Genomic DNA, 25,468 nt, shown 5'->3' with positions numbered 1-25,468 from the left:
ATTTATTGTTACCTTAATAACCCGAACCGGATCCCCGCACTGAGCAGTCCAAATACAACCACTCCCAGTATGGATGCCGCGTACATCAGCCGGTTAGCTCTTTTGATATCCTCCGGCTCCACCGGACGGATCGGATCCCCGATCGTGGGTTTTTCATATAATTTCCCGAAATAATATGCATTTCCCGCAAGCTGTACATCCAGCGCTCCGGCCATGGCAGCCTCTGTCTGAGCAGAGTTGGGGCTTGCATGATTTCTCCGGTCACGTTTGTAGATCTTTGCCGCATTTTTTGTATCCATTCCTGTAAAAACAGTTCCTGCCACCATCAGCCATCCGGAGATCCTGGCAGGGATATAATTGGCCACATCATCCAGCTTTGCCGCAATACGGCCGAAATAAAGATATTTGTCATTTTTATATCCAAGCATGGAATCCATGGTATTGATACCCTTATACAAAAACATCAGCGGCACCCCGCCGATAGCCATATAAAGCATGGGAGCAATCACGCCGTCGGATGCATTTTCCGCAACGGTTTCCACAGCAGCCTTTGTCACGCCGGTTTCCGTAAGCTCTCTGGTATCACGGCCTACGATCATGGACACCGCATAGCGTGCCTCGTCCAGAGTTCCGTTTTTCAGCCGGTCATAAACCTTCATACTCTCATCCTTCAGGGAACGGGTGGCAAGAAGCTGATAGCACCAAAAAACCTCCAGCACAAATCCGGCCACCGGCAGATACCGGTAAAGATAATAAAGCACCAGAAGCGGCACCCCGCCGCTGAACAGACAGACAAGCACTACGATCAGAAAGCCTCCCGTCAGCTCACCACCGTGATTTTTCGGAAAAATCTTCCGGATCGCCTTTTCCAGCACTGCGATCAGATTGCCGATGACACAGATCGGATGATAAAGCCATCTGGGATCTCCGATCAGAAGATCCAGCACAAATCCTATGACCAGTGCAGGAAGACTATATTTCAGCATCTTTTTTCAGCCTCCGTTCTTTCTTATATTCCAGTGCGTTCTTCAGAAAGCGTGCCGGAACCCTGGGATTTCCGTAATAATAAAGATGCGGAAATCCTGCCATCAGCCTGCCTCGGTCATGGATACAATCCCATCCTCTTTTAGATGCCGGCTTTGCCGCATGAAAATCCTCTCCGCAATCTGTGGAATCAAAATAATGGAATTCATGAGCCGGGATCTCACCAAGTCCGGAATCCTGTTTTTCCGTAAGGGTGATATAGCCGAACCGATTCAGCTTCGGTGTGCGGTAAGCCTTTCCAGGGATCACCCCGCAGACTCTGCGCTGCTTTCCTTCCATATCCTCCATCTCCTGATGAAGATACATGAATCCGCCGCACTCTGCCAGACAGGGCATTCCGTCACGGATGGCTTCCCGGATCCGGGTGCACATTTCCTGATTCTCTTCCAGCGCTTCTCCGTTTAATTCTGGATAACCGCCGCTTAAAAGAAGCCCGTCCAGATCCTCCGGAAGCTCTCTGTCATGAATGGGTGAAAAACGTACCAGCTCCGCTCCCATCTGCTCCAGAAGATTTAAATTATCCGCATAGAAAAAGCAGAAGGCTTCATCATCCGCCACACCGATCCGCACCTTTTCCTCTGTACGGTATCCGAAGGCAGTATCCTTCTGTATCAGCATTTCCGTCTCCGGTGCCGCAAGCTCCGGTGCTTCCCCTGCAAGCTCCAGGATCCCATCGATATCCAGGGTTTTCTCCAGTACCTCGGAAAGCTTCTGTAGACGGCTTTTCAGCTCCGGGATCTCCTCCGGAAGCACCAGCCCCAGATGACGGCTTTCGATCACACAGTCCTCCACCTTCGGAACATATCCCAGCACCTTTACGGAAAGCTCCTCTTCCAGAAGCTTCTTCATCCTGGGATACAGCATGGGAGACATCTGGTTAAAGATCACGCCGCAGATATGACTGTCCTTTTTGTATTCCAGAAAGCCCTTTACATAGGCAGCCAGGGAAACACTCATGCCACGGCTGTTTACGATCAGGATCGCCGGTGTATCTGTGGTGGAGGCCAGATCATAGGCGCTGGCTCTGGAGGTGATCCCTCCTACACCGTCATAATACCCCATGACTCCCTCCATCACTGCGATCTCACAGTCCGATGCGTTCTTTGCCAGAAGATACCGGGTTCTGTCTCCATCTGTAAAAAACGTATCCAGGTTTCGGGATCTTGTACCGATCACACGGCTGTGGAACATAGGATCTATGTAATCCGGGCCGCATTTAAAAGAAGCCACCTTAAGGCCACGGTTCACCAGCGCCTGAAGCAGCCCGCAGGTGATCAGGGTTTTTCCGCTTCCGCTGGCACCTGCCGCAAGAAGTATTCTCGGGATCTTCACCTAAATCTCCTCCCCTCTTCCGCTGCAGGAAATGATATAGATCGGATTCTCACCCATCATCATATGATACCTTCCGATAGATTTTGATCTTGCCGCAGACAGCTGTACGATATCCACATCCGTTAGGCTGAAATCTCGTATGGCATTCATGGCTTCCGTCACCGTCTCCAGGGTGATGCAGTTGATCACGATCCGTACTTTTGGATTTTTGTCCAGAAGAAGCCGGATGATCTCGTTCATGTTTCCGGAGGACCCGCCGATAAAGGCATGTGTCGGAACAGGCAGTTCCACCATTGCTTCCGGCGCAGTACCAGACACGATCTCCAGATTGTCTGTGGCAAATTTCCGCCTGTTCTCCTTCAGAAGAGCAAGGGCATCTTCCTTTTTCTCGATGGCATAGACCTGCCCCTTCCAGGCACGAAGCGCCATCTCAACAGAAACCGAGCCTGTGCCCGCTCCCACATCATAGCAGACAGAATCCTCCTGAAGACGAAGCTTGGACAGAGAAACCGTACGCACCTCTTCCTTTGTCATAGGCGCCTTCCCACGAAGAAATTCCTCATCACAGATCCCGTGAACTGCGGGCAAAGGTAGTGCCTTTTCATTGCACGCAGTTACCACGCTTAACGCATCTCCCCGGTATTCTGTAAGCTCTGCCGCACTGGCATGAAAGATCTTTTCATTTTCGTAGGAAAGATTTTCTCCCACATAGAGGGTCACATCACCCATTCCATACGCAACCAGACGAGAAGCCAGACGAGCTACCCCATCCTCTGTTCCCAGAATGGAAAAAACCTTGGGGTTATGCCGGATCAGGGCGATCAGATTGCAGTCTCTTCCATGAGCGCTGACGATTCTGGCATCATCCCAGGAAAGACCGATCTTCGCCATAAAATAGACAACGGAAGAAATCCCGCAGATCACCTGGACATCACCATCCAGAAGGTCCATCAGCTTCCTTGCGCCGCTGTAGAAGCCCACATCGCCGGAAAGGGCAATGGCTACGGTACGGTACTGTGGATGTGTCTTGATATACTCCACGATCTTATCACTGCGGTACTCATGGAGAACCATCTGCCCCGGCCTCTGTACGGCATCTGTCATACGCTTTGCACCGATCAGAAGCTCCGCCTCATCAAAGGCCTTCTTTCCTTCCAGGGTCAGTGTTTTTTCCGCACCCATGCCGATGCCTACAAGAGAAACCCTCTGTGACAGGGTAAGGCCGAACAGCTTTGCCAGAAATACCCTTGCTTCCGGCAGGGACAGCCCCTCCTCCTGCAATGGTCTTCCGATGATCACAGGTGTGACGCCGCAACGCTGACAAGCCTCCATCTTTTCCGGGAATCCACCTGCCAGACCGGTATCCTTGGTGACCAGATAGCTGCACTGAAACTGTCGAAGCATGGCTTCGTTGATCTCTGTAGAAAATGGCCCCTGCATACCGATGAGATGCTTTCCCTCGATCCCCAGCTCCGCGCAGGAGCTGATCACGGAAGGGATGGACAGCACCCGGGCAAAAAGCCTCTCCTGGTAATCCGGGATCACTGTAAATTTAGACAGCTCCTTGCTTCCTGTGGTAAGAAAAATGTTCCCCTCTGTACCGGAAAGAAGCTCTGCCGCCTTCTCCGTGCTTTCCACATAGATGGCTTCCCTGTTCTTCTCCCCCTCCGGACGAAGGACACGCTGATAGCGGATGCTTCCGTTCTCACAGGCAGTCCGGATATTTTTTGTCACCTCTGCTGCATAGGGATGAGTGGCGTCCAGAACGATCTCCGGCGCTTCCCTTTGGAAAAGCTCCTCCATATCTTCGGTTTTCAGCCTTCCAGCGCTGACATGGAGAAATTCATTTTCCTTCAGAAGGGAGCCGCCATATTCCGTGGCTGCACAGGCATAGACCGGAACATGATTTTCCGCAAGGAACTCACAGAGCGCATAGCCCTCGGTGGTCCCTGCAAAAACAATGGCTTTATACATTCTTATATCCCCTTGGTGTTACCATCTTGCCGTTTACATTCTTAGTCTGTGAATTTCCCACAAATACGGTAGTAAACATATCCACTTCTGTATCACGGAGCTCCTTCAGTGTCATGACCTGTGCAGTCTCGCCGTCACGTGCGATCTGGGCAACCGTGCCGCAGACAGTATCCGGAGACTTGTATTTCATCATCAGATCACAGGCCTTCTGAAGATAATCCTTACGTTTTCTGCTGGACGGATTGTAAAGGCATACCACAAAATCCGCCTGTGCTGCTGCCAGAAGCCTTGCCTCGATCTTCTCCCACGGAGTCAGAAGATCACTTAAGCTGATCAGGCAGAAGTCATGGATCAGCGGTGCACCCAGCACTGCGGCGCCGCCTGTGGCTGCTGTCACACCCGGGATAATGGTCAGCTCCACATCCGGATAGTTTTCTCCCACCTCATACATCAGACCTGCCATGCCATAGACACCGGCGTCACCACTGCAGATCATGGAAACGGTTTTTCCTTTTTTTGCCTCGTCAAAAGCAAGTACACAGCGGTCTACCTCTTTTTTCATCGGTGTGGTCATGAACTCTTTGCCTGCAAAATACTCCTTTACAAGATCCACATACACCGTGTAACCGATGATCACATCACTTTCATTTAATGCACGGATCGCTCTTCCAGTCATCTGGTCATACGCACCCGGGCCAATTCCTACAACATAAATCTTACTCAAAACGTATCCTCCGATTTCCGGCTGCAAGGGCGGTGGTCACACCGTCCCGGCCTGTTTTTTTTCTGATCAGTGTACCCTGTCCGCAACCCAGAACCGCGCTTCTCTCACAGACATTCTCTACACCTGTTATCTTTTTTACAAATTGTGACGGGGTAAATTCACCCTGCACTGCCTTCAGCTCTTCCTCTGTAAAGGTCAGAAACGGAAGCTGCCAGGCTTCTGCCAGAGAAAGAAGTCCCACCTCTTCCTTCTTCAGATCGATACTGGCAATAGCACTCAGCGCTTCTCTGTAAACATCCGATTCTCTCAGACATTCCTCTGCCGCCTTCCGGATGGAGGCTGCATCCTTTCCCCTGCGGCAGCCCATTCCCAGAACTGCAGCGGGCGGCACCACATGGACTGTATTTTTAAAGGGCAGGCAGCCTCTGTGGATCGTCACCGCAATACCTGTTTCCGGTGCCTCACCGGCTATCTCACCCTTCTCCGGATCCGCTGCAGCTGAGGGCCTTCCGTCCTTCCCGCAAAGCACCAGACCCTCCGGCAGCTCCCCGTCCCATGGAAACTCACTGTAAAAGCCAACGCTCTTTCCTGCAAGAAGGGCCGCAGAAGCCTCCTTTGCAGCCTTCATATGAAAAATAGCACAGCCATTCTTTTTTGCAAAAACATCCACTGCAAAACGGCTGTGAAGATCTGTGGCTGTTGTCACAACCGGCACCGCCTTAAGATATCCGGCACAGCGAAGAGCCAGCTCATTGGCTCCGCCCAGATGTCCGGAAAGAAGCGCAATGACAAATTTTCCGCATTCATCGATCACCAGCACAGCCGGATCCGTCTTTTTTCCGGCAATGTAAGGTGCGATACTGCGCACTGCGATCCCGCAGGCGCCAATAAAGATCACGCCCTCTTTTCCTGCCTGGAACTGTTCCCCTGCCCACTGGGAGGTGGAAACAGAGATCGGATCCGGAAGGTACCGGCTCTTTTTTGCAAGGGTGACACTCTCACCTTCTTTTTCCAGAGCCCTCTGAAGCCTTTCCCCTGTCTCCAGCCCTGTCATACTGAAGCAAATGATGGAAATGTTCATATTTTATTTCGTAGCCTCACGGAACTCTGTAGTAAAGCCCGGATCATACAGCTTGGATCTGTCATAGCTTGCAGCATTGACCGCATCACCTACCAGCATAAGAGCTGTTTTTGTGATCTTGTTCTCTTTTGCTGTCTGGGCCAGAGTACCCACTGTACAGATAAACTTCTTCTCATCGGGCCAGGTTGCCTTGTAGACGATGGCAGCCGGTGTATCCTCACGGTATCCGCCCTCCACCAGTCTGCGGCTCAGCTCTTCCAGCATACCTGTACTGAGGAAAATAACCATAGTCGCATTATGAGCGGCAAAGGACTGAATGCTCTCTTTTGCCGGCACCGGTGTCCTTCCTTCCATTCTTGTGATGATCACACTCTGGGAAATATCCGGAAGTGTATACTCCAGGTTCAGTGCAGATGCAGCTCCGCAGAAGGCACTGACACCCGGGCAGGAATCATAGGGGATTCCCTTTTCATCCAGGATATCCATCTGCTCACGGATCGCACCATAGATACATGGATCGCCGGTGTGGAGACGAACGGTCATCTTACCTTCAGCCTCTGCTCTCTCCATAACAGAGATCACTTCCTCAAGGGTCATCTTTGCACTGTTATGGATGGTGCACACATCCTTGGAATACTCCAGAAGCTGGGGATTTACAAGAGATCCCGCATAGATGATCACATCTGCCTCTTCCAGATACTGTTTACCTCTTACTGTGATAAGATCCGGTGCTCCCGGACCTGCTCCTACAAAATGTACCATAATTTATTCCTCTCTTCTGTCTTTGTTTTCTTTGATAATGATCAGGGAATAATATCCTGCATCCTCAGGGATCTCCTCCACGGTCCGGTAGATCTTTTCATCCGGCATTCCGCAGTTTTCGATCATCATGGCCTCTGCCCCCTGAGAAAGAAGCTCCGCCTTCACATCCTTCATTTTCTTTCCGGCCTTCATAAGGACCTTGGTACCAGAAAGCTTCAGCGCATCCTCGATCTGATAGGAAGCCGGGATCACGTGAAGAGGCTCTGCCTTCTCCACAAGTCCGGTGTTCAGACGGGCGGAAACTGCACAGAAGGATGTGATGCCACAGACGATCTCCGTCTCATAGCCCTGAGCCACAAGTCTGTGATGGATATAGAGATATGTGGAATACACGGTAGGATCTCCCAGTGTGAGAAATACCACATCTTTCCCCTGGTCCAGGACAGTCTTGACTTTTTCTGCTCCTGCATCGTGATAGCTCTTCAGCACCTCAGGATCCTTGGACATTGGAAAAGGAACTGCAAGAAGCTCCTTCTTTCCAAGCTCCGGATAAGCTCCCTCCACGATCTTAAACGCTACCGTATCCTCCGGAACCTGTCCCGGAAGTGCGATCACCTCTGCCTCCTTTACAAGACGAAGTGCTTTTAAGGTAAGAAGCTCCGGATCTCCCGGTCCTACACCTACACCATATAATTTACCTGCCATATTTCTTTCCTCCTAACTATATTTTCCAGACAGGATAAAACCTGTCTGTTATTTATATCAAATTTTGTCCTGCTCTTTAAAGCTTCCATCCGGACCGGGGGGCCTGTCATGAAAGATCATCCACCCGGACTGCCTGCTCCTGTATCTTATGGATCAGCTCTTCAGCATCCCGAGTCTGCCCCAGCAGTCCGTATACATTGGAAAACACCACAGCACCCAGAAGGATCTGCTCATAGGATCTGTGGTCCAGATAAAACTGGATCTTCTCCATGACCACAGCCATAGTCTCTTTCAGGATACCATAGCTGTCAAGAACAGCCAGCGCCTCATCCGTAGTCCCCGCCTCCAGGATCTCTCTGGCACATTCCAGAGAGCCCCCTGCACGGATGGCACTTGCACAGAGAACCTCCATCCTTCCGTCAGCACAGTGGGAATGGGTATTCATGATCCCGGCGGCAACCTTTACAAACTTACCGATATGAGCCACAAAAAGAATGCCCTTTACGCCCATATCAATGGCCATGTCAATGGTCTCCCCTACATAATTGCTGCACTTGATATTGTTCTCAAAGGGAATGGACATATGCTCCCTGAGATAATCCGCACCGTAATTCCCCGGTGTCACCAGGATATAGTTTTCTCCCTGGCAGAAATGCTGCTTCATCTCCACATGGATGCTTTCGATCAGAGCCTTCTCACTCATAGGCTCTACGATCCCGCTGGTTCCAAGTATGGAGATCCCGCCAAGAATGCCAAGACGGGGATTAAAGGTTTTCTTCGCGATCTCCTCCCCCTGGGGGACGGATACGGTAAGCTTCAGACCGCCCTCGTAGTCATATTCCTGGGCCGCCTCTTCGGCTTCCCGCAGGATCATGGCTCTGGGAACCGGATTGATGGCCGCCTCGCCCACGTTCTGGGAAAGTCCCGGCTTGGTGACACGCCCCACCCCGATCCCACCGTCCAGGATGATCTGAGGCCGGGATTTCTCTGTTTTCTGCTGCTGCCCGGCCTGTTCTGCCGCTGAGATAGAAAACTTCTCCGCTTTTACATAGACCAGGATCCCGTTGGTGGTATCCGGATCATCCCCTGCATCCTTCTGTACCGCACAGGAGACATAGGTTTCGCCCCGGGTAATATCGTGAAGCTGTAATGTAAGGGTGATCCCCTTTGGGGTATCAAGCTCTACCTCAGAAAGAGTCTCTCCCGAAAGCAGCATCCGGACTGCACCCCTGGCTGCCCCGGCTGCACAGGAGCCTGTTGTGTAGCCATAACGGAGGCGCTTGTTGTTTTTTATGACATACTGGTCTTCCAGTCCATTCTTCATATATACGATGCCCTCCTTTTCAGATTACCTTGTGCTCCAGCCATTTGCGGCTGTGGAAACGCCAGGTAAAAATGATCCCACGAACAGTCCAGTCTGCAAACATTCCGATCCAGACACCCATAGGCCCGAAGCCCAGGACACGGATCAGGAAAACACAGAGACAGAACCTGCACGCCCACATGGTACAGCAGGAGGTGATCATGGAGAACTTCACATCACCGGCTGCACGAAGACCATACCCCGGCACGAACGCCATTGTCCATACCACAGGCTTTACGATGGTGATCCATGTGATCATGTGGATGCACATTTCCGCACTGGTACTCTCCATTCCGCCAAGGATCGTCACCGGTCTGACCAAAATATACACGATCAGACAGCTTACGATAATAACTGCCTCTGCAATGACACAGAGTTTTTTTATGTAATAGACCGCCTCATCCTTGCGGCCGGCACCAAGACACTGGCCTACGATGGTCATCAGGCCCACACCTACTCCGATGGCCGCGATACCATTCAGGTTCTCAAGGATATTGGTCATTGCCTGCGCTGCGATGGCTGCTGTTCCCAGTGTGGAAACTGTAGACTGGATGGCAAGCTTTCCAAGCTGAAACATACTGTTCTCAATTCCCGAAGGAATCCCAAGTCCCAGGATACGTCCGATCATGCTCCAGTCCGGACGGATCTTCAGGTAATCTTTCACAACGACAGGCTGACGATCCTTACGCAGCTGCCAGAGAACAACCACTGCACAGAAAATACGGGAAACCAGTGTGGAGATCGCCGCTCCTGCAACACCAAGGTGGAAAACCCAGATCAGAACCGCGTTTCCGCCAATGTTCATGATATTGGAGATCATGGAGATGGCCATAGGCCCCTTGGTATTCTCCTGGGCACGAAAGATCGAAGCCGCAGAATCATAAGCCGCAATAAAGGGGAATGACAGTGCCGTGAAAAAGAAATAGGTTTCCGATGCACGCATAACATCCGCATCCACCGCACCGAAGATCAGCCTCAAAAGCGGCTTCTGGAAGATCAGACAGACTGCAGACACCACTACAGAGATCGCTGTGATGATAAAAAGCACCTGCCTGGCAGACATATTCGCCTTCTCATAATTCCTCTGTCCGATATACTGGGCGCAGACAATGGCGCCTCCCGCTGCCAGCGCCGAAAAAGCCTGGATCAGAAGCACATTGATGGAATCCACCAACGATACCGCAGAAAGAGCCGCAGATCCCACATTGCTGACCATCATGGTATCTGCGGTTCCCATTATCGAATTCAAAATCTGTTCCAGCACTACCGGCACCAGAAGATTACGGATCATCCGGTTGGTAAACATATGCTGCTGTTCCATCGTTACATCCTCCGCCTCACTTATTTATGACCTGACAAAGCAGAAAAAAACGTCTGTATTTTATCAATCACACTTTCTCTGACATTATACCCTTTTCCCGCTCTTTTTCCAATATATTTTCTGTGTTTTTTGTACAAACTGCAAAATGCCGCAGGCGTGAAACCTGCGGCAGTCTTTCTTTTGTCTTTTTTACAGTGTTGGAGCATTCCTCCAACGCTTCATCGCTCTGTACCTCCGTTGCCTTTCAGCTCCAACACTGATCTTATCTGTCGGTGCTGTACCCGGAAAATACACACCCTTTTTGTACGGAAGATATGAAGTAACAGAGGACCTGGACAGGCCAAGAGCATTTGCAGTTGAAAGGACAGCAGCTTTGTGATCCTGTGTTTTTCTGAAATCATCAAAGGTCTCCTGCACCTTCTCCGCCACATCCGATGCATACACACCGGCCGTGATAAGCAGCTTCCGAACCTTGATCGGATTCAGCCCCAGCTCATCTGCAATGGCCTGCAAAGACATTCCCGCTTCATAAAGCATAACAGCCGGATCCATCAGTTCCTTAAGGATCTTCCCGGCATCATACTCCGGCTTTGATTTCCTGCGGCCACCGCCAGACCTTCTTGGTTTATACGCTCTTTTCTCACCCATAGATCACAAAACCAGCGCATACATTTTGAAGGTCATCTCGCCGCCATCTGTTAGAACATACAGTTCCTTCTTATCAATACTGTTATGCAGCATTTCATCAGACGGATGGATACCCTTCTTCCAATGTGGAAACGATAGATTACCCTGCTCCTGATCGATCAGCTCCCAGTACAGAGATTTTATGTTGTCAAAATCATCTTTTACTGCCTTACGAAATATCATTTGCTCCATTTCCTCTTACTCATGCAACTCCAGCGGCAGTCCGTCCGGGTCATGAAAAAATGTCATCTTCTTGCCGGTAAAATCATCCACACGGATCGGCTCACATTCGATTCCGACCTCCGCCAACTCTTTCACCGTCTGCTCCACACTCTCCACACAGAAAGCAAGATGACGCAGACCACAAGCCTCCGGACAACTCACCCGCTTCGGTGGATTTGGTTCTGCAAAAATCTCCAGCTCCGTATGCTCATCCACACGTAGATCCAGCTTCCAGTCCTTACGCTCTGAACGATAGTTTTCTCTGATGATGGAAAAGCCAAGCTTGTTTACGTAGAAGTCTTTGGCGGATTCGTAGTTGGATACGATGATGGCGATGTGGTGTATTTTTGATAGGTTCATTTTTAGGTACTCCTTTTTAGTTTATCTTATTTTCGTTATAAACTATATAGCGATTTTTAAAATATACCGTGTGTGCTTTAGCCCTGAAGGAGCACATGTATCACACACGGCATTATTTTTATTTCAGCCTTTCACTTGCATTTTAGTATATCACAAATCTGCAAATAAACCAGCCTTATACACGTATTTTTTACTCCACTGTAACACTCTTTGCAAGATTTCTCGGCTTATCGACATCCAGACCCTTTGCAACAGAAACATAATATCCCAGAAGCTGCAGAGGAATCACTGCCAGACTGCCCACGAAATGCTCATCTACCTTCGGCACATACACAGTGAAGTTCACCTGATCCTCGATCTCGTATTTGCCATATGTAGTCAGCCCCATCAGGTAAGATCCGCGGCTCTTGCACTCTAACATATTGCTTACAGTCTTCTCATACAGTCCGCTCTGAGTCAATACACCAATGACCAACGTTCCCTGCTCGATCAGACTGATCGTGCCATGTTTCAGCTCACCTGCTGCGTATGCCTCTGAATGGATATAGCTGATTTCCTTCAACTTCAAACTGCCCTCCAGGCAAACCGCATAGTCAATACCACGGCCCACAAAGAATACATCATGGGCATTGGCATACTTTGCAGCAAACCACTGGATACGTTCTTTATCTTCCAGGACCTTCTGCATTTTTTCCGGAATAGTCTGCAGCTCAGAGATATAGTAACCATACTGCTCGTCTGTGATCTTTTCTCTGACTTTTGCAAACTGAACAGCCAGGCAGTACATAGCTGCAAGCTGTGCGCTGTATGCCTTGGTCGTAGCAACAGAGATCTCCGGACCAGCAAGTGTGTAGAACACCTTATCTGCTTCACGGGCAATACTGCTGCCAACCACATTGACGATTGCCATCGTGGCGATACCCTTTTCCTTTGCAAGCCGCAGTGCTGCCAGTGTATCTGCTGTTTCACCAGACTGGCTGACAACGATCACCAGAGCTTTCTGGTCAACCGGCATTTTACGATAGCGGAACTCTGACGCAAGCTCCACACGTACCGGGATATCTGCCATATCTTCCAGTACATATTGAGCAGCCATACCAACATGCCATGCAGAACCGCAGGCAACAATATAAATCTGCTCAAAGCTCTTAATCTCGTCCTCATTGATTTCCACACTGGACAGGTCGATCACACCATTCCTGATCACAGAATTAAGGGTATCCTGGACAGCCTTCGGCTGCTCGTGGATTTCTTTCATCATGAAATGCTCAAAGCCGCCCTTTTCAGCCGCCTCCGCATCCCACTTGATTTCTGTAGTCTGCTTCTCGATCTCGTCACCGTTCAGATCATAAAAATGAGCTTCGCCCGGTGTCAGCTTTGCAAACTCAAGATTCCCGATATAATATACATTTCTCGTATATTTCAGGATTGCCGGGACATCGGAAGCCACATAGGTCTCTCCATCTGCAATACCAATGATCATCGGACTGTCCTTACGCGCCACCCAGATCTCGCCCGGATAATCACGGAACATCAGCTCAAGAGCATAAGAACCGCGGACACGGACCATTGTCTTCGCAATGGCATCGATAGGACCAAGGTTGTACTTTTTATAATAGTAATCAACCAGCTTAACAACCACCTCTGTATCAGTCTGACTATAAAAAGTGTAGCCGTGCTTCAGCAGCTTCTCTTTTAATTCTGTGTAATTCTCAATGATACCGTTATGTACACCAACGACCTCAGACTCCACAGCACCGGAACCTGATTTACTGCAGTTACCAGAAACATGAGGATGTGCATTGATCTGGCTGGGTTCACCATGGGTAGCCCAGCGTGTATGTCCAATACCACAGGCTCCTTTTAACGCTTTACCTGCATCTGTTTTCTCGACCAGATTCGTCAGGCGGCCCTTTGCCTTCACGACCTCTGCCAGAGCCTCTCCATCACGGACAGCCAGTCCAGCTGAGTCATATCCTCTATATTCCAGTTTCGACAGACCGTCCAGCAGGATCGGTGCTGCCGGCTGTTTTCCTGTAAAACCAACGATTCCACACATAGGTTTATCCCTCCCGTTATTTAAATCTCTCGTCTATTATACTTCCCTATTATGCAAAACGGCTCTGGATGATTGTCCAGAGTCGTCATTGACCTTATGCCTTATATCCCTTTTCACAAATTACGTTGACCACTTCATCAACATACTTCTGGCAGGTATCATGGTCAGGTGCTTCAACCATAACACGCACGACCGGCTCCGTTCCGGACTCACGGACAAGAATACGGCCAGTATCACCCAGTGCTTCTGCAACCCTGGACACCGCTTCCTGTACAGCAGGATCATTCTGTGCAGCCTTCTTATCGGTCACACGGATATTTTCCAACACCTGCGGATAGATCTTCAACGGTGCTGTCAGCTCACTCATCAGCTTCTTCTTCGCCAGCATGACTTCCATCATCTTCAGACTGGTCAGGATACCATCGCCGGTGCTGGCATACTTGGAGAAAATAATATGCCCGCTCTGCTCACCACCGATACGGCAGTCATTCTTCACCATATACTCGTAAACATACTTATCACCGACAGCAGTCTTGGCATAGCCAATACCCCGCTCATCAAACGCCTTATACAAACCAAAGTTTGACATGACCGTAGTTACAACTGTATTATTCAGCAGCTTACCACGTTCTTTCATATAACAGCCGTAAATATACAGGATATGATCACCGGTAATGACATTACCCTTCTCATCCACGCACAGGCAACGGTCTGCATCACCATCGTAGGCAAATCCAACATCCAGACCTTTCTCCACAACAAGCTTCTGCAGTCCCTCGATATGGGTAGATCCAGCATTGTTATTGATATTGGTACCGTTTGGCTGGTTATTGATAACATAGGTATCTGCACCAAGAGCATCAAAAACAGACTTTGCAATATTCCATGAGCTGCCATTCGCACAGTCCAGACCAACCTTGACACCTCTGAAAGAATAGATACCTAAGGAAATCAGATAACCCATGTAACGATTTCGACCTGCCACATAATCCACCGTACAGCCAACATGATCACGGCTTGCAAACGGCAGCTCCGGCCAATCCTTGTCGAACACATGGAGCTTACCATCAAGGTAATCCTCTATCAACAGCAAAGTTTCTTCCGGCATCTTCTCACCATAACAATTGATCAGCTTGATACCGTTGTCATAATATGGATTGTGGCTTGCAGAAATCATAATGCCACAGTCAAAATCATCCACACGGGCAATGTAAGCCACGGATGGAGTGGTGGTAACATGCAGAAGATAAGCGTCTGCACCAGAAGCCGTCAGACCAGCAACCAGGCTGTACTCGAACATATAAGAACTGCGACGAGTATCCTTACCGATCACGATACGAGCAGGGTTGGTATCACCGTTTCGCTCACGCAGAGCATTATAATACCAACCTAAGAAACGACCAACCTTATACGCATGGTCTGATGTTAATGTAATTCCAGCTTCACCACGGAAGCCGTCTGTTCCAAAATATTTTGACATTTTGAATTCTATCTCCAACAGAACAATTTAAAATTTCTCTTCCAAAACATCTGCGATTCTTTCACAAGCATGACCATCTCCATACGGATTACTTGCTTTACTCATCGCATCATATTCCTCTCTATCAGAAAGCAGCCGGCTAAACTCATTGTATATCGTTTTTTCTTCTGTGCCAACCAGCTTTAACGTACCCGCCGCAATGCCTTCTGGACGTTCCGTAGTGTCACGCATAACTAAGACTGGCTTACCAAGAGATGGAGCCTCTTCCTGAATTCCACCAGAATCAGTCAAAATCAAATAACTTCTACTCAGGAAATTATGGAAATCAAGAACATCAAGCGGCTCAATGATATGAATACGGTCATCATTGCCCAAATACTCATTGGCAATTTCACGAACAACCGGATTCATATGAATAGGATAGATTGCTTTAACATCTGGATGTTCATCCATAACACGACGAATTGCCTTAAACATATGCCGCATTGGCTCACCGAGATTCTCACGGCGATGTGCGGTAATCATAATAAGGCGACTACCATCTGCCCACTCCAATTCTGGATGTGTATAACTTTCTCTGACGGTTGTTTTCAACGCATCGATTGCAGTATTGCCCGTAACATAGATACTTAACGGATCTTTACCTTCTTTCAAAAGATTTTTCTTAGAAAGTTCTGTCGGAGCAAAGTTAAATTTGCTAATAATTGAAACTGCCTGACGATTAAATTCTTCAGGATAAGGGCTATTAATATTATAAGTGCGCAAACCAGCTTCTACATGACCAACTGGAATCTGCAAATAGAAGCAAGCCAAGGCTGTTACGAACGTAGTAGATGTATCGCCATGAACCAGCACAACATCTGGCTTTTCTTTTTCCAAAACATCTTTAATGCGATTCAAAATATTAGTTGTCACATCAAATAGAGTCTGCTTGTCTTTCATAATAGACAAATCATAGTCTGGAGTAACATCAAATGCTTCCAAAACCATATCAAGCATTTGACGATGTTGTCCTGTCACGCACACTACCGTTTGCAGTTCTTTTCGCTTTTTTAGTTCATTGACAAGCGGACACATTTTAATAGCTTCCGGTCTAGTACCGAAAACAAGCATAACTTTTTTCATAATCCAATTTCCTTTCTATTCATAATATTTATCACATTTTTTAAGCCAAAAGCCCAAAAGAAGTGTTGTAATTAAAATAGCCAAAATATTTACACCTGTGCAATTAGTTAGGTGCATCATAGTCATAGGTCCAAGAACAAAAAACCGATGTACTAAATATCCCTCATAAGAATACTTATCTGATAGTTTGACGATAAAATCTACAATCTTCGATGGAGTTCTTCTTTCTAACATACATTTAAGAATACATCTCAACACAACAAAAATTGCTATTCCCAAAAAGGCATGCGAATAACCTCAAAACACTTAAAACAATACATTACTACTTTCATTCAATCTTATTCACACAATATAAGTTAAAACAATTTGAATTGTATTAAAGATTACAACTAGCACTAATATAACTTTAATCAGTAGTTTCTCCCATAAAATTCAACATTATCGGTAACATTCTTCCCTCCATATAGAAAACCTAAACTAACAGAAAATCTGAACGCCGACATTAAACCACCAACATAATCCGTTTCCTAAGTATTGTTGAATATGACAAGTTACAATACAACAAAATGCAATTAACCTAATGTAACTAATCGGTCAGTCGACCAAATTATTCCTGTTTTTATAGTCGTTGTCAATTTGATTCATACTTCTGCGTATTCTCTTTCTCCAATTTAGTAACTTCTTTTTTTAGCATAATACACAAAACCATCTCTGATAATAATGGAGCCATGCAAGCTCCGTCACCCTTCAACAAATATACTAATAAAAAATTAAGTACAACCGTTACCACAACTCCAATTTGAAAACATCTACTGTACTCCCTGTCATGCCCACTCGCCAAAAGTGTTTGTATTCCGGTAAAATTATTATATATTGCCATGACCATCCACAGTAATAGCGGAATCATCCAGTAAAACTTTGCTGCATACTCCACTCCAAAAGCAATAGTCACTAAGAATTTTGAAACAACAGAACAGCAAACTGCAACCAAAAGGAAAAGCGGTACAAAAATCTGCTTCATCCTATTCACAAATAACTTCCCTCGCTTAAATGATTCGTTGAATCTCTGACTTGAAATTGGATAAAGTACTTGTGTGATAGGAGTCCATGCTAAAATAAGTATATTTGGAATTTTTTGGATCGCCGAATAAATTCCAACCTCCTCATTTGTTGCAAATAGGCCCAAAAGTGTAATTCCTATCGCTCCAAATACTTTAGAACTCAGCTGTGTTGTAAATACATACCAGCCACTCTTTAATTCGCTTGCAATCTCATTCAAATTAACTTCAACTAAACGTATATTAAAGGTTTTACAAGCAAATATCATTCCAAGCATGCCACTAATAACAGGAGAAATAGCATATAATAAGCAATATAAATATAAATCGTTAATAGATTTGACAAATACAAAAGTCATGATAACTGTAATAGTTCTGGAAATCATGCTGACAATTGTTATGTACTTCATCTGTTGCATACCTTGAAAAAGCCAATTCAGTTGGATACAATTTCCAAATAGCGTAATCATTAAAATCATTAAACAAAAACACTGTGACAACTGATTTCTATTTAGGAAAATATACCCAACAGTTATACCAAAGCATACCATTAGTAGAATACACCTAGAAAAGAAAACCGTTGAAAATGTTTTACTTAGTGAATCACTATTTTTATCCGATAAAGCCACTTTCCGTGTGGCAGACATTGCAAATCCATATTCAACAACAACTTGATAGTATCCAATAACGTTAATGGCAATAGAGAAAATTCCGTATTGCTTCGCTCCCAAGATTCTTGTTATATACGGTAGCGTAAGTAGAGGAACAACTGTATTAAAGATCTGCAAGAGATATAGCCATGCTCCATTTTTCACCGATTTTCTTTTTAATATTTTTTTTATCATCTCTATTCCGTTCATATCGCTTTTTCTTTCTCAATCTTTAATATGTTATTGTGAACAGCACAAGTGAATGCCAAGACGATTGGCACCATAAATATTCTCTGAATTCCAAACGAATTCAACGGTATAGAAACAATTACAATATAAAAAAATTCACCTAGCAAATACAATGAATATTTATACTCCTTTACTCGATTACATTTAATTACAACATAAATCATATATATAAGAAGTACACCATATAGAAAAAGTGAAAAAAGGCCAAATTGCAAGAAACATTCAAATATTCCCAAATCATCAAGATACATTTGTGTATCCAAATTTCCAAACATAAGGATCTTGCCATTTGCATTCATGGATGTTAGTATACCCAATCCTGTTTTCCATTTTCCATTGAACAAAAGAGAGCTATAATATGCAAATTCATACTGTCTATATCCAATTGAACTATCAGAGATTGTGATATTCATTTTATTCAATATAGTATCCGCGAATCCCATATTAACTGCAATCACAAAAATTGCAAGTAATAATAACTGGACAATCAATTTTTTTGACGAAGAGCGTTTTTCTAGAAAAAACATTGATATAACACAAGCTATCGTTCCTAAAATTAGCGACCTTGTCTGTGACACAAACACTAAATATGCAGCAACAAACATCAAAGCTACCACATATCTTTTTTTCTTATATTTTTTATATAAATAGTACAATGCGGGAATTAGCACTCCGATTAATGCTGTTGCATCAATACGCAATTTACCACCTCTCCCCCAAGAGATACCGTACTCATATAACAAACTATTAAAAATCGTAATTCCAAGATAGTTTTTGCATAGCCAGGTAATTGTTCTTAGACTCAATGAAGCAATAATAATTCCTACCGTTTTTTTTAAGTATTTATCGAAATTTTTGTCTTTAATAATTTCATAATACAATGGTATTGCAAAAAATATCCATAAATACTGTCTTCCCGCATAAAAGGTCTCATAATTAGAATACGCATATAACTTTTTGCCTTTCATTAACTCGAAAGTAACAATACAAATTGTGCCTAGTATGTAAACCCACAAAAATCTGTCTGAATACGTTTTCTTTATTCTATGAGTTATAATATATAAAAGCACCAACATCACAATTGCTATTGTAAGTATGGTTCTCCATGTATCCAATACCCCACCCAATATTAATGGGATTCCTACGCCTAAAGCAATTATCACCTCAATCAGTGATTCATATAATCTTATCTTCATTCTCTCACATTGCCTCTTCGCTTTAAGGTTTTAATAATAGTATCCACTCTGCACTTCCAGCTATTCTCCCTTAAAAAAGTCTCTCTATCATCATTACTGTATTTCACATCATTGCTTTTTTTCAAGTTTAGAATTTGCTTTATAAATTCATCATATCCAGTATAAAAGTAAACAAATGGTTCAAATCGTTCTATTTCTTCATATCTACAAGTTAAAATGTTTTTATTGAAATTAATGTATTCATATAATTTCACTGGATCAACTGCTTCAATAATCTCATTTATCAGAAAAGGCATAATTAGGCAGTCCGCATCTTTTATATTTTCCAACAGCTTTTCATGTTCAATTGTACCATGGTAGTGAATTCGCTCATGTTTTGGAATTTGCACTCCGGCCAACGGCCCAAACAACTCATATTGTATATCTGCACATTCCTCCAAACTTCTAAGTATATAATCAAAATTAAACCATGTACTTATTGTTCCAAAATACGCAAACGTATACAATTTATGTTTCTTTTCCGAAACGGTTTTTGCCTGATCCAGAATAGCACCATTATATCCGTTTCGTACCAAATTTATCTTTTCCTCAATCTCATTACCATACCTACTCTTTAAGATATCTATGAGGTGATTACTCGATACTAAAACAAGATTTGCCTTTTTTATCAAATTTTCTTCTTGTCGTATTATTATTTCCATTTGACGTTCATCATTAACAAATGCTGGATGATTGTCCATGCAATCATAAATAACAATTCCTTTATAGTCATTTGGAATTGTATCCACTTGATTTGGAAAAGTTAAGTAGAGTATATTAGCTTCTGTTTTCTTGATTTTCTTTTTTACAACATTACATTTGATAGCCGCATTTACCTTTGACAAAAAAACGTATCTATCACCACGAGGAATTACATAAATTGGATTCAAATTCACATCCACATTTTCTCTTTTTTGTAGACCGGTTCTACCATATCTATGCTGATACATAACATGCACATTAAATTGGGTGTTCAAAAGTTCTGCAATAAAATGTGGTCTTTGCTTTATCCAATTCCAGTCAACATTCATTACATAAACTAATTCGTTTTTATTCATATTTTTTCCTCATCTGCTTTTTGTTTTCATGAACTTAATACATTCCTATAATAATTCTAATTACATATGACCTTAGTGCTTCACTATTTCCTATATTCTTTGTTGCATTTTTCAAGAGCCACAGCCGATGTTTTCGATATTCAGATATACGTTGCAAAAAAATTTTATCATTTACAGGAATATCAGGAACATTTCTAAGCATCTCTCTTGCAACGCTTGACATTGAATTTACCTTACTATTTTCCCAATTCCAAATTGTTGTCTTTATCTGTTCAAAAACAGATTTATTATTTTTTGCTACGACATTATTTGCATGCACTCGGTATCCAAAATGCGGATTTACATCCCAATATATTTTTCCCAAATATTTCGCATACAACATGAGAACTACATCATGCATCGGAACACAAGTTAATTTAAAACTTTTTATGTAATTACGCAAACTGTCAGTAAATATCATTGAACACCCTTGCGTACATCCAGAGATAAATAGATTTTGTACATCCATATTCGGAATTCCAGAAACCCTGTTCTTTTTAATTACGACGTCTTTTTCATCTATGATGCGACAATTACATGCATATAGTTGTATACTACCTTTGAGCTTTTCAATTCCTTTTTCAATTTTATCCTTATCCCAAACATCATCTTGATCACAAAAAGCATAATAGTCTGCTTTTACTTCCGATTTCATTAAAAGCTGCCAAAAACTCATTGCCGGACCAGCATTTTTTTCTTTATACAACACAATGTTAATTTTATTTTTCCACTTATCAATAATGTCAAAAGTATCGTCTTTGCTTCCATCATCTCTAATATAAAGCGTCAAATGATTTACAACGGTTTGCTCTGCAATACTTTTCAGTTGTTTATCCAAATACTTATGACCATTATATGTTGACATTAATACTGCTATTTTCATGATTTCTCCATTACAAACAGCTGAATCATAAATTGTTCAGCACTTTTGTGATATCTATATACTTATTCTTTCCAAATGGCTCATAAGAAGCCATTATAAACTCATGCTTGGGAAACTGGCGAATAACTGTGTACCCCTCATTTTCATTAGTCCAGTGCTTACAAGTAAAAAATACTTTATTTTTAAAAGGTAACTTCATAAACTTGTTCACTTCTGTCTCTGTGCAACCATTTTGATCGTTAAACTTCACTAGTAACTTATTCCAATTAATTCTTTTTACACGCCGTTCCCATTTTTCTCTTACTTCTTGTTCACTGTGATAATGCAAGAAAAAAATCTCGATTGAGTTTTTTCCATTAGACAAGACACCAACAGGATAGGAACCAAATCTTTTATCTTCTGAAATCTGAGGTATATCTTTCCATCGAGATTTTGTCGGACTGATAAAAGTCAATTTCCCATTGACATAGCCCTTTAAGTCAGACAAAAACTCTATATAATCCTTGGCTATAAAAAACATCCCAACTGTAGGAGATTCTTTTGGCAAATTATAACTTTCATAAATCATACCACCCCAACAGTTATTCGAGATAATTGTAAAATTCGTAGACTTAAGCTGTTTTTTTCTATAATTTGCCAAGCCAAGTCGCCAGTATTTTAATATCTTCAGCCTTAATCCTTCATATGTAGGCATAATAATTCTCCTTAATAAACTATAGGCGATTTAATGGATATACTTTATTCTCGATTTTTTTTCTTTCGCAATTCGCAATCATAAATATTTTCAACCAATTTTACAGATTCTCGAATATCATAATGTGCAATTTGTTTCGCATGTTGTAAACGATATTGCTTTCTCTGTTCATCTGTCCTCTGCATCATTGAGAAAATGGTATCCGCCCATGTCTGTGGATCATCCTCTATTGATTTCCAGATAATATCCCCAAAATCTACCTCTTGTGTTACTTTATCCGATACAATACAAGGTAATCCAGAAATCTGTGCTTCGAGAAGCACAACAGGTAACCCTTCAAACCTAGAGGGTAAAGCAAAGATATCCATAGCATAATATAAACTTTCCGGATTCTCAGTTGCTCCCCAAAAGATAATACGATCTGCGCAGACTGTATGCTGCGCCTGATTTCTTATCTCTTCCAAATCTGGTCCATTTCCCACCAAAAGCAGTATCGCTTTATCATCTTTATACGACAGTCTTTCAAAGGCGCGAATCAAATAATTTTGATTTTTCTGATTGTTAAATTTACCTATATGTCCAATTACTAAATTATCGCCTACACCTAGTTTTTTTCTAATCGATACTCTAGTTTCTGAATTCAAAACAAATGCATCCGTCTCAAAAGCATTCGGAATAATCTTAAACACTCCATCACCGTACATCCACTTTCCTGCAAGTTCACCACATGCCAAATAACAATTTGACACCACTTTCAAAAACGGTTTTAGTGTCTGATGTAACAGCGGATGTGAGCAAATTGTATTATGACTATGTGAAACTCGAACAGGAACTCCTACTAACATAGCAATTAGAAGTTCTGCGACAATTAATGTACTGCTACCATGTACATGAACAATGTCTGGTTTCTTTTTTTTTAGAAAAGAATAAATTGTCCTGTAATACGCATATGCATTCTTATGTTTTTGAGGCAACTTACATAATTCTATATTATTCTCTTGGCACATTTTTTCATAGCCGATATCATAAGGCTCTCCGGCAGCAATCGATACCTGAAATTTATTTTTATCCAGATTCGTAGCATAATTTATTACTTGGGATGTCACACCATTTCTATCAAAGTATGAAGTTATCATTACTATTTTAGCTTTTCTCATAAACAATCTCTTTTCAAATATTTTCTAACTTTAGCAACTCGGTAGAGAAATCAATCGGATGTTCTTTCAAATACTTAACAGTCTTTTCCATTTGAGAAGGATTGTTATACAAGTACTCAATTTTATCTGCTAGGGCTTCCGCACTTAGTTCCGCAACATATCCATTGATACCATCCTGAATCTGTTCAGCCAGAGGACGAATATTTGAAACCACAATTGGCAAGCCTACAACCCGTGCTTCAAGAATAGTAAGTCCATACCCTTCATGCCGAGATGGTTGAACATATAAATTGCAGTGTTTCATATATGGATATGGATTGTCTTTGCGACCAAGGAACACAAATTGATCTTCTAAACAATATTTTTTTACTAACTCTTTCAGTTTTTCTTCGTCTCTACCACTACCAATAGCATACCATGCAAAATTAATTTTCTTATTTTTCAAAATGCTTGCTGCTTCTATGGCAATATCATAACCTTTTTGCTCCGTCAAACGACCAACGGTCACAATATTAAAATTCTCCTTAAATGGTATCAACTCGTCTTGTTCAGACTTCCGCTTGATTTCTTCAATATCAATAACATTATAAAATACCTCTGTCTTGTCTTTATAATGCGGATACTCTCTGCAAAATACATCAACAACTGCCTGGGACACACCGTAGACCTTGTCATACTTACATAAATATTTCTGGACACTTTTCATCCAATATATTTTTTCATCATGAAGCCATGTTGCCTTTTTCTTTGCTCGTATTTTTGTCGCCAAGAAAGCCGTCACAAATGAACCATATCCGTAGAAATCAATAGCAATGTCATAAGTCTTTTCAAAGACATTTGTCACACAATTCGAAACAAAATCGTAATATGGAATAAATGAATTAATCGATAATTTTTTCAACACCTTTGCTGGAAAAGCATACATTGAGACAAGTGATTTTGCAAAAGAACTATCAAAAGTCAGCTGAACAATCCTAACATTCTTTTTTAGACGGTAAGCATATTCATTGTCCGAATCAAGCAATACAAGTGTTATATTATAATGCGCTTCGGGAAGTGCATTAATTAATTCTATCAAAGCCACTTCAGATCCGCCGCCACCAAGTGACTTTGCCATTATCAATAAGTCTTTCATCAGTTTTCCCCACAAAACAATTCGTCTACCATTTTTTCAAATTCTTCATTAAACTTCTCATTATTGCTACTCATACCATGCCCCATATCAGCAACAATCTGGTCATAGTTCGTTATGATGTCTCCCAATGATTCAATATCTTCTACTGGGATAATCGTTCCCATTTTCTGGGCCACATTTCTTGCAAATTCAACCTGATGGTCATTTACATGCTCATTGAACTGGTGCTGCCGCGGCACAACAATGGGAGTTTTACCAATCTGCAGCGGCATAATAAAACTTGCCGGACCTCCGTGGGTGATCACAATGCGGGCCTCCGCCACATTCTTTACCATCTGCTGGTATGGAATCAGCTTACTCCACTGACAATATTTCGGTTTATATGTACTAAAACCCGTCTGGATAATTACATCATCCTGAATTATTCCGTCTTTTTTTAGTTCATCTATTTTTTGAATCAACCGATTAAACGGCTGCTCATGTGTTCCTACTGTCACAAAAATCATTATCTCGTCCCCTACTTAGAATATGCTACCAAGGTTAATCGCCTTTGGATAAACTTTTTTCTGTTCCTCCCATTGCACAACAAACTTATCCACAATGGGATAAACCATTTTTCCCGTCATTGTAGGCTTATCAATTCGATCAAAAACCTCAATATAAACCAACTTTGCACCCATCATCTTTCCAATGTAGAAGAACGGAACCGCAACTGCTGCACCGCAGGAAACAATCAAATCCGGCTTTTCTTTATGCAACACAGTCCACGCAATTTTTGTATTTTTGACAAGAGCCCTCAGGCTTCTGTTTGTTGGGTAATAGCAGGGATACATTTTTTCGCCTTCAAGAAGACTTCTTGCATCCTTCTTATCAAAAGTAACCCAGAAGTGTTCCTTATCCTTCCAAAACGGTTTTAGCATATAAAGGTGCGTCAGGTGTCCTCCTGATGACCCAACTAAACATACTTTCATGTTTTCTAAACTCCTTCATCCTCAAATTATCCATCTATATATTCCTAAGGATGGAATCTTTCATCCTCAATTCCCTATGTATCTGTATTTACTAAGTGTC

Annotated in this window: 24 protein-coding genes; all 24 read right to left on the bottom strand. The window is 43.4% G+C overall.

Annotated elements, in window-relative coordinates:
• Positions 1-8: 8 nt before the first annotated feature.
• The 24 genes from cbiB to pssD all read right to left on the bottom strand — a co-directional run bounded on the left by cbiB (position 9) and on the right by pssD (position 25,368).
• Complete coding sequence (gene cbiB / locus DWW77_RS12550; RefSeq protein WP_118368863.1) at positions 9-986, bottom strand: adenosylcobinamide-phosphate synthase CbiB; 978 nt, start codon at positions 984-986, stop codon at positions 9-11.
• Positions 973-2,376 (bottom strand): cobyrinic acid a,c-diamide synthase CobB, encoded by a 1,404-nt coding sequence (locus DWW77_RS12545; RefSeq protein ID WP_118608821.1) that lies wholly within the window; start codon positions 2,374-2,376, stop codon positions 973-975. Before DWW77_RS12545 ends, cbiB begins: the two co-directional genes overlap by 14 nt.
• A complete protein-coding gene (gene cobK, locus DWW77_RS12540) occupies positions 2,377-4,350 on the bottom strand; it encodes a precorrin-6A reductase (protein WP_118608820.1) in 1,974 nt (657 codons plus the stop codon). It abuts the gene before it with no gap.
• Entirely contained in the window at positions 4,343-5,074 is a 732-nt protein-coding gene (gene cobJ / locus DWW77_RS12535; RefSeq protein WP_021650567.1) for a precorrin-3B C(17)-methyltransferase, read from the bottom strand. Before cobJ ends, cobK begins: the two co-directional genes overlap by 8 nt.
• Complete coding sequence (locus tag DWW77_RS12530; RefSeq protein ID WP_044960833.1) at positions 5,067-6,155, bottom strand: cobalt-precorrin 5A hydrolase; 1,089 nt, start codon at positions 6,153-6,155, stop codon at positions 5,067-5,069. Before DWW77_RS12530 ends, cobJ begins: the two co-directional genes overlap by 8 nt.
• A gap of 3 nt (positions 6,156-6,158) precedes the next feature.
• A complete protein-coding gene (cobM, locus tag DWW77_RS12525) occupies positions 6,159-6,917 on the bottom strand; it encodes a precorrin-4 C(11)-methyltransferase (RefSeq protein WP_015524810.1) in 759 nt (252 codons plus the stop codon).
• A gap of 3 nt (positions 6,918-6,920) precedes the next feature.
• Complete coding sequence (gene cobI / locus DWW77_RS12520) at positions 6,921-7,622, bottom strand: precorrin-2 C(20)-methyltransferase (RefSeq protein ID WP_021650569.1); 702 nt, start codon at positions 7,620-7,622, stop codon at positions 6,921-6,923.
• 106 nt (positions 7,623-7,728) lie between these two features.
• The gene (gene cbiD / locus DWW77_RS12515) at positions 7,729-8,946 is read right to left on the bottom strand and encodes a cobalt-precorrin-5B (C(1))-methyltransferase CbiD (protein WP_118608819.1); all 1,218 of its coding nucleotides are present in this window, start codon (positions 8,944-8,946) and stop codon (positions 7,729-7,731) included.
• Between the two features lie 19 nt (positions 8,947-8,965).
• Positions 8,966-10,306, bottom strand: a complete 1,341-nt coding sequence (locus DWW77_RS12510; protein ID WP_021651731.1) for an MATE family efflux transporter — start codon at positions 10,304-10,306, stop codon at positions 8,966-8,968.
• Positions 10,307-10,495: 189 nt separating this feature from the next.
• Entirely contained in the window at positions 10,496-10,954 is a 459-nt protein-coding gene (locus DWW77_RS12505; protein ID WP_118608818.1) for a hypothetical protein, read from the bottom strand.
• A 3-nt stretch (positions 10,955-10,957) separates the two neighbouring features.
• Complete coding sequence (locus DWW77_RS12500) at positions 10,958-11,176, bottom strand: hypothetical protein (RefSeq protein WP_118608817.1); 219 nt, start codon at positions 11,174-11,176, stop codon at positions 10,958-10,960.
• A gap of 15 nt (positions 11,177-11,191) precedes the next feature.
• Entirely contained in the window at positions 11,192-11,575 is a 384-nt protein-coding gene (gene gloA2, locus DWW77_RS12495; protein WP_118608816.1) for an SMU1112c/YaeR family gloxylase I-like metalloprotein, read from the bottom strand.
• Between the two features lie 190 nt (positions 11,576-11,765).
• The gene (glmS, locus tag DWW77_RS12490; protein WP_118608815.1) at positions 11,766-13,634 is read right to left on the bottom strand and encodes a glutamine--fructose-6-phosphate transaminase (isomerizing); all 1,869 of its coding nucleotides are present in this window, start codon (positions 13,632-13,634) and stop codon (positions 11,766-11,768) included.
• A gap of 94 nt (positions 13,635-13,728) precedes the next feature.
• Positions 13,729-15,114, bottom strand: coding sequence for a phosphoglucosamine mutase (glmM, locus tag DWW77_RS12485; protein WP_118608814.1), 1,386 nt, complete (start codon positions 15,112-15,114; stop codon positions 13,729-13,731).
• A gap of 27 nt (positions 15,115-15,141) precedes the next feature.
• Entirely contained in the window at positions 15,142-16,239 is a 1,098-nt protein-coding gene (gene wecB / locus DWW77_RS12480; RefSeq protein WP_118608813.1) for a non-hydrolyzing UDP-N-acetylglucosamine 2-epimerase, read from the bottom strand.
• Positions 16,240-16,870: 631 nt separating this feature from the next.
• Positions 16,871-18,157 carry a flippase gene (locus DWW77_RS12475; protein WP_118608812.1) on the bottom strand — a complete coding sequence of 429 codons (1,287 nt, stop codon included), beginning with the start codon at positions 18,155-18,157 and terminating at the stop codon, positions 16,871-16,873.
• Positions 18,154-19,392 carry a hypothetical protein gene (locus DWW77_RS12470; RefSeq protein ID WP_118608811.1) on the bottom strand — a complete coding sequence of 413 codons (1,239 nt, stop codon included), beginning with the start codon at positions 19,390-19,392 and terminating at the stop codon, positions 18,154-18,156. Before DWW77_RS12470 ends, DWW77_RS12475 begins: the two co-directional genes overlap by 4 nt.
• Positions 19,389-20,489 (bottom strand): glycosyltransferase family protein, encoded by a 1,101-nt coding sequence (locus DWW77_RS12465; RefSeq protein ID WP_118608810.1) that lies wholly within the window; start codon positions 20,487-20,489, stop codon positions 19,389-19,391. Before DWW77_RS12465 ends, DWW77_RS12470 begins: the two co-directional genes overlap by 4 nt.
• Positions 20,490-20,523: 34 nt before the next feature.
• Positions 20,524-21,411: a glycosyltransferase gene (locus DWW77_RS12460; protein WP_118608809.1), complete on the bottom strand. Its 888-nt coding sequence runs from the start codon at positions 21,409-21,411 to the stop codon at positions 20,524-20,526.
• Positions 21,412-21,436: 25 nt separating this feature from the next.
• Complete coding sequence (locus tag DWW77_RS12455) at positions 21,437-22,105, bottom strand: DUF1919 domain-containing protein (protein WP_118608808.1); 669 nt, start codon at positions 22,103-22,105, stop codon at positions 21,437-21,439.
• 44 nt (positions 22,106-22,149) lie between these two features.
• Positions 22,150-23,262 (bottom strand): glycosyltransferase, encoded by a 1,113-nt coding sequence (locus DWW77_RS12450; RefSeq protein WP_118608807.1) that lies wholly within the window; start codon positions 23,260-23,262, stop codon positions 22,150-22,152.
• Between the two features lie 13 nt (positions 23,263-23,275).
• Positions 23,276-24,397: a glycosyltransferase gene (locus DWW77_RS12445; RefSeq protein ID WP_118608806.1), complete on the bottom strand. Its 1,122-nt coding sequence runs from the start codon at positions 24,395-24,397 to the stop codon at positions 23,276-23,278.
• Positions 24,397-24,903 carry a glycosyltransferase gene (locus DWW77_RS12440; protein ID WP_118608805.1) on the bottom strand — a complete coding sequence of 169 codons (507 nt, stop codon included), beginning with the start codon at positions 24,901-24,903 and terminating at the stop codon, positions 24,397-24,399. Before DWW77_RS12440 ends, DWW77_RS12445 begins: the two co-directional genes overlap by 1 nt.
• 15 nt (positions 24,904-24,918) lie before the next feature.
• On the bottom strand, positions 24,919-25,368 hold the full coding sequence (pssD, locus tag DWW77_RS12435) for a PssD/Cps14F family polysaccharide biosynthesis glycosyltransferase (protein ID WP_118608804.1): 450 nt from the start codon (positions 25,366-25,368) through the stop codon (positions 24,919-24,921).
• Positions 25,369-25,468 lie beyond the last annotated feature (100 nt).

Origin of the sequence: Ruminococcus sp. AF17-12, assembly GCF_003479245.1 — a bacterium.
Classification (GTDB): Bacteria; Bacillota; Clostridia; order Lachnospirales; family Lachnospiraceae; genus Blautia_A; species Blautia_A fusiformis.
This window is presented reverse-complemented; position numbering and strand designations above follow the sequence as displayed.

Coding starts and splice junctions, on each gene's coding strand:
- cbiB (WP_118368863.1), bottom strand. CDS start 986: ATGCTGAAATATAGTCTTCCTGCACTGGTCATAGGATTTGTGCTGGAT.
- cobK (WP_118608820.1), bottom strand. CDS start 4,350: ATGTATAAAGCCATTGTTTTTGCAGGGACCACCGAGGGCTATGCGCTC.
- DWW77_RS12530 (WP_044960833.1), bottom strand. CDS start 6,155: ATGAACATTTCCATCATTTGCTTCAGTATGACAGGGCTGGAGACAGGG.
- cobM (WP_015524810.1), bottom strand. CDS start 6,917: ATGGTACATTTTGTAGGAGCAGGTCCGGGAGCACCGGATCTTATCACA.
- cobI (WP_021650569.1), bottom strand. CDS start 7,622: ATGGCAGGTAAATTATATGGTGTAGGTGTAGGACCGGGAGATCCGGAG.
- cbiD (WP_118608819.1), bottom strand. CDS start 8,946: ATGAAGAATGGACTGGAAGACCAGTATGTCATAAAAAACAACAAGCGC.
- DWW77_RS12510 (WP_021651731.1), bottom strand. CDS start 10,306: ATGGAACAGCAGCATATGTTTACCAACCGGATGATCCGTAATCTTCTG.
- DWW77_RS12505 (WP_118608818.1), bottom strand. CDS start 10,954: ATGGGTGAGAAAAGAGCGTATAAACCAAGAAGGTCTGGCGGTGGCCGC.
- DWW77_RS12500 (WP_118608817.1), bottom strand. CDS start 11,176: ATGATATTTCGTAAGGCAGTAAAAGATGATTTTGACAACATAAAATCT.
- gloA2 (WP_118608816.1), bottom strand. CDS start 11,575: ATGAACCTATCAAAAATACACCACATCGCCATCATCGTATCCAACTAC.
- glmS (WP_118608815.1), bottom strand. CDS start 13,634: ATGTGTGGAATCGTTGGTTTTACAGGAAAACAGCCGGCAGCACCGATC.
- glmM (WP_118608814.1), bottom strand. CDS start 15,114: ATGTCAAAATATTTTGGAACAGACGGCTTCCGTGGTGAAGCTGGAATT.
- wecB (WP_118608813.1), bottom strand. CDS start 16,239: ATGAAAAAAGTTATGCTTGTTTTCGGTACTAGACCGGAAGCTATTAAA.
- DWW77_RS12475 (WP_118608812.1), bottom strand. CDS start 18,157: ATGAACGGAATAGAGATGATAAAAAAAATATTAAAAAGAAAATCGGTG.
- DWW77_RS12470 (WP_118608811.1), bottom strand. CDS start 19,392: ATGAAGATAAGATTATATGAATCACTGATTGAGGTGATAATTGCTTTA.
- DWW77_RS12465 (WP_118608810.1), bottom strand. CDS start 20,489: ATGAATAAAAACGAATTAGTTTATGTAATGAATGTTGACTGGAATTGG.
- DWW77_RS12460 (WP_118608809.1), bottom strand. CDS start 21,411: ATGAAAATAGCAGTATTAATGTCAACATATAATGGTCATAAGTATTTG.
- DWW77_RS12455 (WP_118608808.1), bottom strand. CDS start 22,105: ATGCCTACATATGAAGGATTAAGGCTGAAGATATTAAAATACTGGCGA.
- DWW77_RS12450 (WP_118608807.1), bottom strand. CDS start 23,262: ATGAGAAAAGCTAAAATAGTAATGATAACTTCATACTTTGATAGAAAT.
- DWW77_RS12445 (WP_118608806.1), bottom strand. CDS start 24,397: ATGAAAGACTTATTGATAATGGCAAAGTCACTTGGTGGCGGCGGATCT.
- DWW77_RS12440 (WP_118608805.1), bottom strand. CDS start 24,903: ATGATTTTTGTGACAGTAGGAACACATGAGCAGCCGTTTAATCGGTTG.
- pssD (WP_118608804.1), bottom strand. CDS start 25,368: ATGAAAGTATGTTTAGTTGGGTCATCAGGAGGACACCTGACGCACCTT.